The following is an 11,226-nucleotide window of genomic DNA, read 5'->3' as shown; positions in this document are numbered from 1 at the left end:
GTCGGTGGTGGTGCCGTTGCCCAGCTGGCCGAAGGCGTTGTAGCCCCAGGCCCAGACGGTGCCGTCCCGGCGCAGCGCATACCCGCTGTACGCGCCGGCGGTGATGGCGGTGACGTTGGTGAGGCCGGAGACCGGGACGGGTGTCGAGCTGTCGGTGGTGGTGCCGTTGCCCAGTTCGCCCTCGTTGTTGTTGCCCCAGGCCCAGACGGTGCCGTTTCGGCGCAGCGCATACCCGGTGTAGCCGCCGCCGGTGATGGCGGTGACGTTGGTGAGGCCGGAGACCGGGACGGGTACCGAGCTGGTGGTGGTGGTGCCGTTGCCCAGTTGCCCCAAGTCATTGCGGCCCCAGGCCTGCTCTGTGCCAGTACGCAGGGGGGTCGTACCCGACGCTCCCGGGGAGGCCACAGCCGCCGTCGGCAGGGCCACCGCCCCGGCCGTGGCTATCACGGCTGCCGCCCATATTCCCATCCGCCATCGTTGACCAGACATCTCTGCTCCTCAGAACCGGTGGGTGTCATCATCCACACCCAAACATCGCGAAGAGTAGCGAGAGAATTCCTCTAAGTGTTCACGTGGCTGCGTGTCATCGCGTGTCATCGCGTGTCGCTGCGTGTTCACATGCCGCACGTTTGCGTCGGCGCGTGTTTGCCCGGGTCTGGCCCCAGGCGACCGGATGCCGCCCGGCGGGGCCTGGGGCGTGGCGGCCCGGCAGGTACCGGGAGGTGCTGGCGAAACGTCGCACCGCAACTCCCTGCGGCAAGGTGTTGCATGTTCATGAAACGATGTGTATAAGTTTTCAGTCATGGGGATGACAGCGGCGGTGGCCGGGGCGAGTGGGTACGCGGGCGGGGAGCTGTTGCGTCTGCTGCTCGGGCATCCGGAGATCGAGGTCGGTCCGCTGGCGGCGGGGTCGTCGGCCGGGCGGGACATCATAGAGGTCCACCCGCACCTTCCCGATCTTGCGGGCCGGGTCTTCGTCGGCACGCCGGCCCTTGCCGGCGTCGACGCCGACATTGTCTTTCTCGCGCTCCCGCACGGCGCGTCCGCCGGCGTCGCGGCAACGCTGCCGGCTGGTGTCCGTGTCGTCGACCTGGGCGCCGACCACCGGCTCGCCGACGCCGACGCCTGGCGCCGGGCCTACGGTGGCGAGCACGCGGGCACGTGGACGTACGGGATGCCGGAGCTGCCTGCGGCACGGGAGGCGATCCGGGCCAGTAGCCGGGTGGCGGCCCCGGGCTGCTATCCGACCGCGGTCACCCTCGCCCTCGCCCCGCTGCTGGTCGCGGGGCTGGTTGCGGCCGAGGACATCGTCGTCGTGGCGGCCAGCGGTACGTCGGGTGCTGGCCGGTCGCCCAAGGTGAACCTGCTCGGCAGCGAGGTCATGAACGACCTGACCGCCTACAAGGTTGGTAACCACCAGCACCGCCCGGAGATCCTGCAAGCCCTTGGCGGGCTGGTCGACACGCCCGTGTCGATGTCGTTCACCACGGTCCTGGCGCCCATGCCGCGCGGCATCCTCGCCACCTGCACCGCCCGTCTCGAACCGGCGGTGACCACGGACGCGCTGCGCGGCGCGCTGCTCACGGCCTATGCCGACGAGCCGTTCGTGCGGGTCCTGCCGCCGGGACGGTGGCCCCACACCGCGGCGACCTTCGGCGGCAACGCCGTCCACCTGCAGGTCACGGCGGACGAGCAGGCGGGACGGGCGGTGGTTGTCGCCGCCGTCGACAACCTGTGCAAGGGAGCCGCGGGCCAGGCGTTGCAGTGCGCGAACCTCATGCTCGGCCTGCCGGAAACCAGCGGCCTGACCGCGCAGGGGGTAGCCCCGTGACCTGTTCCACCGACAGTAGCCATACAGGAAGTAACCGTGCACAGGTAAGCCGTGGCCGTCCGAAGGCATATCATGATCATCCAAAGGCGGGAGTAGCAACCGTGGGGGTCGGATCATGAGCGTCACAGCGCCGGCCGGTTTCCGGGCCGCGGGAGTGGTGGCCGGGCTCAAGCCGTCCGGACGTCCGGACGTCGCCGTCGTCGTCAACGACGGCCCCCTCGACACGGCCGCCGGCGTGTTCACCCGCAACCGGGTGCAGGCCGCACCGGTGCAGTGGTCCCGGCAGGTGCTCGCCGACGGTCGGCTGCGGGCGGTCGTGCTGAACTCCGGCGGCGCCAACGCCTGCACGGGCCCTGCCGGTTTCGCCGACACGCACCGCTGCGCCGAGCACACCGCGGCCCTGCTCGGCATCGGGGCCGGTGAGCTCGCCGTGTGCTCGACCGGGCTGATCGGGGTGCGCCTGCCCATGGAACTGCTGCTGGCCGGCGTGGACAAGGCGGTCGCCGAGGCGTCGGTGACCGGCGCTGGCGCCGCCGCCGAGGCGATCTGCACCACCGACACCGTCAGCAAGCAGGCGGTGTGCGCGGCGGAGGGGGTCACGGTCGGTGGGATGGCCAAGGGCGCGGCCATGCTCGCGCCCACGCTCGCCACGATGCTGGTGGTGGTGACCACGGACGCGGTCGTCGACCCGCCGACCGCCGACCGGCTGCTGCGGGACGCCTGCCGTACCACCTTCGAGCGGGTGGACTCCGACGGCTGCATGTCCACCAACGACACCGTGCTGCTGCTGGCCAGCGGCGCCTCCGGGGTGAGTGTCGCCGCCGAGACGCTCGGCGGCCTGGTGACCGACACCTGTGCCGATCTCGCCGGGCAGCTGGTCGCCGACGCCGAGGGCTCGACCAAGACGATCGCCATCACCGTCACCGGCGCGGCCGGCGAGCAGGACGCTCTCGAGGTCGGCCGGGCGGTGGCGCGGTGCAACCTGCTCAAGTGCGCGCTGTACGGCAACGACCCGAACTGGGGTCGGGTGCTCGCGGCGGTGGGAACCACCCGCGCCGCGTTCGAACCCGACGCCCTCGACGTCGCGATCAACGGGGTGTGGGTGTGCCGTGGTGGCGCTCCGGGGGAGCCGAGTGAGCTCGTCGACCTGGCGGGCCGGGAGGTCAGCATCCGGATCGATCTGCATGCCGGCGCTACCGAACTGACGGTCTGGACGAACGACCTCACTGACGGCTACGTCTACGAGAACTCGGCGTACTCGACGTGAGCGCCCTACCCGTCCCGCAGCGGCCGGCGACGCTCGCGCGGGGCCATGTCGCCCTGGCCAAGACGCGGGTGCTCGTCGAGGCGCTGCCCTGGCTGTCACGCTTTCACGGTTCCACCATCGTGATCAAGTATGGCGGTCACGCGATGAGCGACCCGGCGCTGCGCGAGGCGTTCGCCGCCGACGTGGTGTTCCTGCGCTACGCGGGTCTGCGGGTGGTCGTCGTCCACGGCGGTGGGCCGCAGATCACCGCTCACCTGAACCGGCTGGGCGTCGAGTCGGTGTTCGCAGGCGGGCTGCGGGTGACCACCCCGGAGACGATGGAGATCGTCCGGATGGTCCTGGTCGGTCAGGTCAACCGGGACGTCGTCGGGCTGGTCAACAACCACGGCCCGTTCGCGGTGGGCCTGTCCGGCGAGGACGCCAACCTGTTCACCGCGCAGCGGCGCCCGGCCGTCGTGGACGGCCGGGAGGTCGACATCGGCCTGGTCGGCGACGTCGTCGAGGTCGCCCCCGAGACCGTGACCGCCCTGCTCGACTCCGGCAAGGTGCCGGTGGTCGCCACCGTCGCCCGCGGGATCGACGGCGGGGTGTACAACGTCAACGCCGACACCGCCGCCGCGGCGCTCGCCGCCGCGCTCGGCGCGGCGAAGCTGGTCATCCTCACCGACGTCGAGGGGCTGTACGCGGACTGGCCGCACAGCGACGAGGTGATCAGCGAGCTGACCGCCGAGGAGCTGGCGAACCTGCTGCCCACGCTGACCGCGGGAATGATCCCGAAGATGGAGGCATGCCTGCGGGCGGTACACGGTGGTGTCCCGCAGGCCCACGTCCTCGACGGCCGGGTGGCGCACGCCGTCCTGCTGGAGGTCTTCACCGACGACGGCATCGGCACCCTGATCACACCGGACAGCGCCCGGAGGGCAACCGCCCCGGTGCCGGCCGGCCGGCCCGCCCCGGACGGCAGTATCCCGGACGGCAGTATCCGGGACAGCGGTATTCCGGACGGCACCGCCGCGGATCCGGCCACACCTGCCCCTGCTATAGGACCAGACCCCGCTACGGGAGGAGCCCCGTGAACGCCGAGCTGCTCAATCGCCGGGACGCCGTGATCATGGCGGCCTACGGCCGTCCGCCGATCGCGCTTGAGCGTGGTGCGGGGGCCAGGGTGTGGGACGCCGACGGGCGCGAGTACCTCGACCTGATCGCCGGGGTGGCCGTGAGCGTCCTCGGGCACTGCCACCCGGCCGTGCAGGAGGCCGTCGGTGACCAGATCGGGCGCCTGGGCCACGTGTCCAACCTGTACGTGAACGAACCGCAGATCGTCCTGGCCGAGCGCCTGCTGGGGCTGCTGGGCGGCGCCGACGGCCGGGTGTTCTTCTGCAACTCCGGGGCGGAGGCCAACGAGACCGCCATCAAGATCTCGCGGCGGACGGGCCGCGGTGAGATCGTATCGGCCGAGGGATCGTTTCACGGGCGGACTCTGGGCGCTCTGTCGATCACCGGCCAGGCCTCCAAGCGGGCGCCGTTCGAGCCGTTGCTGCCCGGCGCGCGCTTCGTCCCCTACGGTGACACCGCCGCGCTGGAGGCGGCGGTCAGCGAGCGCACCGCCGCGGTGTTCCTGGAACCGACGCTGGGCGAGGGCGGTGTGATCGCGCCGCCGGAGGGCTACCTGCGGGCGGCCCGCGACATCTGCGACCGGGCCGGCGCGCTGCTTGTCATGGACGAGGTACAAAGCGGCATCGGCCGGGCCGGAACCTGGTTCCTGCATCAGGCCGAGGGCATCGTCCCGGACGTCGTCACGCTCGCCAAGGGGCTCGGGGGTGGTCTGCCGATCGGGGCCTGTGTCGGCTTCGGTCCGGCCGGGCAGCTGTTGCGTCCTGGTGATCATGGCAGCACTTTCGGCGGGGGGCCGGTCGTCTGCGCCGCCGCGCTCGCCGTGCTGGACACCATCGAACGGGATGACCTGATCGCCAACGCGGTGCGGGTGGGGGGCGCACTCGCCGGCGGGATCCGCGGCGCCGGCGCACCGGGCGTGGTCGGGGTCCGCGGCCGTGGGCTGTGGCTGGCGATCGAGCTCGACTCGCCGTTCGCCGCCGCCTTCGAAACCGCGGCCCGCCAGGCGGGCTTTCTGGTCAATGCGGTGAGCGCGGATGCGGTCCGGCTCGCCCCACCGCTGGTGCTCTCGGTCGCGGAGGCGGACGAGTTCGTCGCGGCGCTGCCGGGAATCGCCGGTCAGGCCGCGGTCGCCGGTCAGGCCGCGGTCGCCGGTCAGGCACGACCTGCCACCGAACGTTCTAAGGTCGGCGCATGACGGTGCACCCCGACAGCGCCCTTCGCTGCGCTCCTCGTTCGCCGGCGCTCCCTACGATGCTTGCTTTGTTGCTTGCCCTGTTCGCTTTGGACGCCGTCTCATGACCCGACACTTCCTCCTCGACACCGACCTGACGCCGGAGGAACAGGCCGCCATCCTGGACGCGGCGGACAGGCTGAAGGCGACCCGCCGCGCGGGTACCGGCGAGCCCGGGCCGCTTGCCGGCCGTTCGGTGGTGCTGCTGTTCGAGAAGCCCTCCACCCGGACCCGGCTGTCCTTCGACGTCGCCGTGGCCGAGCTCGGCGGGCACCCGGTGGTGGTGGACGCGGCGACCACCCAGCTTGGCAGGGGCGAGTCCATCGAGGACACGGCCGCCGTCTTCAGCCGGTATGTCGACATGATCGTCATACGGACGTTCGCGCAGGAGCGGTTGGAACGGCTGGCCGCGGCGGCTTCGGTGCCCGTGGTCAACGCGCTTTCCGACCACGCCCACCCGTGCCAGGCGCTTGCCGATCTGCAGACGATCCGGGAGAAAAAAGGTGATCTTTCCGGACTGGCACTGGCTTATCTCGGGGACGGTAACAACGTCGCGCATTCGCTGGTCCTCGCCGGCGCGCTGGCCGGGATGCGGGTGCGGGTCGCCTCGCCGCCCGGGTACGAGCCGTTCGAGCAGGTGGTCCGGCACGCCAACGAGATCGCTGCCGTCACCGGCGGGGAGATCCTGGTGACACACGACCCGCTTGAGGCCGCGGCCGGCGCGGACGTGCTCTATACCGACGTCTGGGCGTCGATGGGCCAGGACAATCAGACGGAAAGCCGGTCGCTGGTCTTCCAGCCGTACCGGCTGGACGAGAAGGCGGTCGAGGCAGCTGGCGACGATGTGATCGTCATGCACTGCCTGCCGGCGCACCGCGACCTGGAGATCGCCGGTTCCGTGCTCGACGGCCCCCAATCGGTCGTCTTCGACCAGGCCGAGAACCGGCTGCACGCGCAGAAGGCACTCCTGTCGTTCCTGCTGGGAGATCACGATCGGGCTGCCGGCGACCGGCCGGGTGACGCGACGCGCCACCCACTGCCCGCGGCGCTGACCGGCAAGGTCACGTCGTGACAGGCCGGCAGGGCCACGCCACCGTGACCACCCAGGCGCCTGGGGCTGCCGTGACCGCGCAGCTGCCCGGGGCGGTGCGCCATGCGGCCGCACCGCTGACCAAGCACGCACGCCAGGTAAGGCTCGCCGCCCTGATCGCCCGGCAGCCGGTGCGTTCGCAGACGGAGCTGGCCCGGCTGCTCGCGGCCGAAGGCGTCCAGGTCACGCAGGCGACGCTGTCACGCGACCTGGAGGATCTCGGCGCGACCAAGGTGCGCAGCCCGCAGGGCGGACTCGTCTATGCCGTCGACGTCAACCTGGCGCCGGCCGAGTCCGTGCGGTTGCCGCTGGGCAGGCTCTGCGAGGAGCTGCTGGTCTCGGCCGAGGCCAACGGCGACCTGGTGGTCCTGCGGACCCCGCCGGGTGCGGCGCAGCTGTTCGCCTCGGCCCTGGACCGCGCGTCGCTGCTGGAGGTCATGGGCACCATCGCCGGGGACGACACGGTGCTGGTGGTGTGCCGGTCGGCCCGGTCGGTCACCGGCGGTCCGCCCGGCGCCGGCGACGATCCGACCGGGCCCGAACTGGCCGCCCGGCTGCTCGGCCTGGCCGAGGGCCGGACCCGTGACTCTCTTGCGGGCCTGGTCGACCCCAGTTCCTCCACCCCCGCCGGCTAGTGGTTCGGGAACCTGGACATAGGCGTGGGCCCCAGAAAAACAGACGGGCCCCAGAAACAGATCGAGCCTCAGAAACAGACATCGCCGGGGCCGGAGGCAACGGCTGAAGGCAACGCCCGGGAACGAAGAGAAGAAAGGTTGATCAGCGGTGACTGACCGCGTGGTACTGGCATATTCGGGCGGCCTGGACACGTCCGTGGCCATTGGTTGGATCGGCGCCGAGACCGGTGCGGAGGTCGTGGCCCTGGCCGTCGACGTCGGTCAGGGTGGTGAGGATCTCGAGGTGATCCGGCAGCGCGCCCTGACCTGCGGGGCGGTGGAGTCGGTCGTGGTCGACGCGCGGGAGGAGTTCGCCCGGTCGTTCGTCGCCCCCGCCATCCGGGCGAACGCCCTGTACATGGACCGCTATCCGCTGATCTCGTCGCTGTCGCGGCCGGTCATCGTCCGCCACCTCGTGGAGGCGGCGCACACCTTCGGTGCCGGGGCCATCGCCCATGGTTGCACCGGCAAGGGCAACGACCAGGTGCGGTTCGAGGTCGGCGTGATGGCGTTGGCACCGAATCTGAAGGTGCTGGCGCCGGTCCGCGACTCGGGGATGACCCGGGACAAGGCGATAGCCTTCGCGGACGAACGCGGCCTGCCGATCGACGTGACAGCGCGTTCCCCCTACTCCATCGACCAGAACCTGTGGGGTCGCACAGCCGAGTGCGGCGTGCTCGAGGACCCGTGGGCGCGGCCCCCGGAGGACGTCTTCGTCTACACCGCCGACCCGACGCTTGCGCGGGAGCCGGACGAGGTGACGATCGGCTTCGTCGACGGGCTCCCGGTCTCACTGGACGGCCGCGCGCTGCCGCTGGTGGCTCTGGTCGCGGAACTGAACACGCGGGCGGGCGCGCAGGGCGTCGGGCGGATCGACATGATCGAGGATCGGCTGGTGGGGATCAAGAGCCGGGAGATATACGAGTGCCCGGCGGCGATCACCCTGCTGACCGCCCATCGTGACCTGGAGGACCTCACCCTCGAGCGGGATGCCGCCCGGTTCAAGCGCGGGGTGGACCAGCGCTGGGCCGAGCTGGTCTACGACGGCCTGTGGTACTCGCCGCTGCGGACTGCGCTGGACGCGTTCGTCGACGCATCCAGCGTCCGGGTCAGCGGCGAGGTGCGGATCCGCCTGGCCGGCGGGGTGGCCCAGGTGGTGGGGCGGCGCAGCGAGGCGAGCCTGTACGACCACGCACTGGCGACCTATGACGCCGGCGACCAGTTCGACCAGCGCGACGCCCGCGGTTTCATCGACCTGTGGGGGCTGCCGAGCAAGGTGTGGGCTGCTCGGGAACAGCGGCTGTCACGGTGAGCGCACCGGGGTCCCAGCCACCGGTATCCCCGTCGTCGGCGGGGTCCCAGCCAGCGGCGTCCCCGTCGTCGGTGTCCCCGCCGCCGACCCGATTGTGGGGAGGCCGCTTTGTCGGCGGTCCGGCGCAGGCGCTGGCTCGCCTGTCGGTCAGCGTCCAGTTCGACTGGCGGCTGGCTCCCTACGACCTGCAGGCATCCGGCGCCCACGCCCGGGTGCTGCACCGTGCCGGTCTGCTCGACGACGGCGAGCTCACCGCCGTCCTCGCCGCTCTCGACGATCTGTCGGAGGCGGTGCGTACCGGGCGTTTCCGCCCGACCGTGGACGACGAGGACGTGCACACGGCGTTGGAGCGGGGGCTGCTCGAACGCCTCGGCACCCTGGGGGGCAAGCTGCGGGCCGGGCGCAGCCGCAACGACCAGGTTGCCACCGATCTGCGGATGTACCTGCGGGATCACGTCCGCCAGGTGGCTGCCCGTCTGATCGACCTGCAGCTGGCCATCGTCGACCAGGCGACGGCGCACGTGGACACACCCGCGCCCGGGATGACCCACCTCCAGCACGCCCAGCCGATCTCGTTCGCCCACCAGCTGCTGGCGCACGTCCACGCGTTCGCCCGGGACGTCGACCGGTTGCGGGACTGGGATCGCCGCGCCGCCGTGTGCAGTCTCGGAGCGGGGGCGTTGGCGGGGTCCTCGCTGCCGCTGGACCCCCGGGGTGTCGCCGTCGAACTCGGCTTCGACTCGGCTTTCGAGAATTCGATCGACGCCGTCTCCGACCGTGACTTCGCCGCGGAGTTCCTGTTCGTGGCCGCGCTGATCGGCGTGCACCTGTCCCGGCTCGGTGAGGAGATCGTCCTGTGGACCAGCCGCGAGTTCGGCTGGGTCGAGCTGGACGACGCCTTCGCCACCGGCAGCTCGCTCATGCCGCAGAAGAAGAACCCGGACGTCGCCGAGCTCGCTCGGGGCAAGTCCGGCCGCCTGATCGGGGCGCTCATCGGGTTGCTCACGGTGCTCAAGGGGCTTCCTCTGGCCTATGACCGCGACCTGCAGGAGGACAAGGAACCGGTGTTCGACGCGGTCGACACCCTGCTGCTGGTGCTGCCGGCAACCGCCGGGACGGTGGCCACGATGCGGGTGCGGCGCCAGCGCCTCGCCGAGGCCGCTCCGGACGGGTTTGCGCTGGCGACGGACGTGGCCGAGTACCTCGTCCGGGGCGGGGTGCCCTTCCGGGAGGCGCACGAGGCGGTCGGGCAGCTGGTGGCCTGGTGTGTGGCGCACGACGTCGGCCTCGACGGGGTCGGTGCCGAGGAGCTCGCGGCCATCAACCCCCGGCTGACCCCGGGTGTGCGTTCGGTGCTGTCCGTGCAGGGCGCGCTGGAGGCCCGTTCGGCTCCGGGTGGGACGGCGCCGGCACGGGTGCGCGAGCAGTTGGCCGCGCTCACCGAACGCCTGCGTCAGGACCGTGAGTGGGCGGGCGGCTCCTGAGTGTCCCGGACTGGCGGTTCTACGACCGGCCGCCGCTGGATGTCGCCCGTGACCTGCTGGGTGCCCGGCTGCGTCGGGGCGGGGTCGTCGTTCGGCTGACCGAGGTCGAGGCCTACGGCGGCGAGGACGATCCCGCCTCGCACGCGTTCCACGGCCTGACCCCACGGTGCGCGGTGATGTTCGGACCACCCGGGCACCTGTACGTCTACTTCATATACGGCATGCACTGGTGCATGAACATCGTGTGTGGGCCGGTCGGCGAAGCCGCCGCTGTCCTCCTGCGCGCCGGTGAGGTGGTCGAGGGGGCGGACAGGGCGGCGCGCGGCCGTTCGCACCTGGACAGGGCGGCGTTGGCCAGGGGGCCGGCCCGACTCACCAGGGCGCTGGCCGTCGACGGCTCTCTCAACGGTGCCGACCTCGTCCTCAACGGTGCCGGCCCCATCGATGCAGGACCCGATGGTGCCGCCCTCGTCGGGAGGGGCGACTCCGGCGGGAGTGCCGCTCTGCCCGCTCTGTCCGCGGACGAGGCCGCGCTCGTGCTCTGCGCGGGCCCTGGTATCGACGAAGCTCGGGTTGCCCATGGGCCCCGGGTCGGGGTCAGGGCCGCAGCGGATCGGGAATGGCGGTTGTGGATCACAGGGGAGCTGTCGGTCAGCGGCTCGCGGCGTGAGCGCCGGGCGGTTCCAGCACCGGCAGCGGCGCCGGAAGCCGGCCGAGACCTCGTCTGACGGGACCTTGTCTGGCGGGACCTTGTCTGGCGAGTCCGTATCAGGAGCCTGCCGGGCAGCTCCACTCCACGGTTTCCGGGGGCTCCGGCGGCGTGAAAACCATGATCAAAACGCCTTTGACCTGGGCCTCCGGGCATCTTCGCGATCTCTAGCCCGGGCATCCGGGGCAGTCAGTGATAGTCCCATACCAGATGGGTGCGTCAAGGCGACATTCGAATGATGTGATGTACATCACAGATCAAAAAGTCTCTGGCGTTTGACGATCCCGTTGGCCACCCGTAATGTTCTCCTTGCCGGCGGAAAGCCGGGAGACACCCGAACCGGTTTCACCGCTCGGATGGCCCCCATCCCCGGCCCGAGGCTCACTGTGAGTGTTCGGAGGAGTCGTCGAGGCGAACGCCGGGTGATCCGGGTTGGTTTGACTCAACAAGATTCTAACAGTAATTTTCGAAAGGTTGTCCCAGGCGGGCATCGAGAGGTGCCCCATGGTGAA

General features: G+C 71.1%; 11 protein-coding genes. 9 read left to right on the top strand and 2 right to left on the bottom strand.

The genetic code is table 11. From position 1 onward, the window contains the following. The coding region (locus CV1CTNOD_RS17355; RefSeq protein WP_431607130.1) for an RCC1 domain-containing protein at positions 1–489 on the bottom strand (489 nt) is incomplete at its 3' end. Positions 490–802: 313 nt separating this feature from the next. On the opposite strand from CV1CTNOD_RS17355, the gene argC reads away from it, so the two are divergent. The 9 genes from argC (at position 803) to CV1CTNOD_RS17310 (ending at position 10,733) form a co-directional block, all read left to right on the top strand. Next, positions 803–1,831 (top strand): N-acetyl-gamma-glutamyl-phosphate reductase, encoded by a 1,029-nt coding sequence (gene argC, locus CV1CTNOD_RS17350; protein WP_131787092.1) that lies wholly within the window; start codon positions 803–805, stop codon positions 1,829–1,831. Positions 1,832–1,946: 115 nt separating this feature from the next. After that, positions 1,947–3,098: a bifunctional glutamate N-acetyltransferase/amino-acid acetyltransferase ArgJ gene (argJ, locus tag CV1CTNOD_RS17345; protein ID WP_131787091.1), complete on the top strand. Its 1,152-nt coding sequence runs from the start codon at positions 1,947–1,949 to the stop codon at positions 3,096–3,098. Continuing rightward, positions 3,095–4,174 carry an acetylglutamate kinase gene (argB, locus tag CV1CTNOD_RS17340; protein ID WP_131787090.1) on the top strand — a complete coding sequence of 360 codons (1,080 nt, stop codon included), beginning with the start codon at positions 3,095–3,097 and terminating at the stop codon, positions 4,172–4,174. The genes argJ and argB overlap by 4 nt, the downstream gene beginning before the upstream one ends. Then, entirely contained in the window at positions 4,171–5,409 is a 1,239-nt protein-coding gene (locus tag CV1CTNOD_RS17335) for an acetylornithine transaminase (protein WP_131787089.1), read from the top strand. Before argB ends, CV1CTNOD_RS17335 begins: the two co-directional genes overlap by 4 nt. A 100-nt stretch (positions 5,410–5,509) precedes the next feature. Further along, positions 5,510–6,517: an ornithine carbamoyltransferase gene (argF, locus tag CV1CTNOD_RS17330; RefSeq protein ID WP_131787088.1), complete on the top strand. Its 1,008-nt coding sequence runs from the start codon at positions 5,510–5,512 to the stop codon at positions 6,515–6,517. A 62-nt stretch (positions 6,518–6,579) separates the two neighbouring features. Then, positions 6,580–7,170: an arginine repressor gene (argR, locus tag CV1CTNOD_RS17325; RefSeq protein ID WP_431607131.1), complete on the top strand. Its 591-nt coding sequence runs from the start codon at positions 6,580–6,582 to the stop codon at positions 7,168–7,170. Between the two features lie 148 nt (positions 7,171–7,318). Beyond that, positions 7,319–8,521, top strand: coding sequence for an argininosuccinate synthase (locus CV1CTNOD_RS17320; RefSeq protein ID WP_131787087.1), 1,203 nt, complete (start codon positions 7,319–7,321; stop codon positions 8,519–8,521). 71 nt (positions 8,522–8,592) lie between these two features. Next, the gene (gene argH, locus CV1CTNOD_RS17315; RefSeq protein WP_165485587.1) at positions 8,593–10,005 is read left to right on the top strand and encodes an argininosuccinate lyase; all 1,413 of its coding nucleotides are present in this window, start codon (positions 8,593–8,595) and stop codon (positions 10,003–10,005) included. Continuing rightward, positions 9,987–10,733: a DNA-3-methyladenine glycosylase gene (locus tag CV1CTNOD_RS17310; protein ID WP_131787085.1), complete on the top strand. Its 747-nt coding sequence runs from the start codon at positions 9,987–9,989 to the stop codon at positions 10,731–10,733. Before argH ends, CV1CTNOD_RS17310 begins: the two co-directional genes overlap by 19 nt. 238 nt (positions 10,734–10,971) lie before the next feature. On the opposite strand, the gene CV1CTNOD_RS25820 is transcribed toward CV1CTNOD_RS17310, so the two are convergent. After that, a partial coding sequence (locus CV1CTNOD_RS25820) for a hypothetical protein (RefSeq protein WP_207386517.1) occupies positions 10,972–11,226 on the bottom strand: 255 nt, incomplete at its 5' end.

The sequence above is a fragment of the Protofrankia symbiont of Coriaria ruscifolia genome, assembly GCF_900634745.1.
In the GTDB taxonomy this organism is placed as follows: domain Bacteria; phylum Actinomycetota; class Actinomycetes; order Frankiales; family Frankiaceae; genus Protofrankia; species Protofrankia californiensis.
The sequence above is the reverse complement of the archived record's forward strand: the minus strand, read 5'-3'. Positions and strand labels throughout refer to the sequence as shown.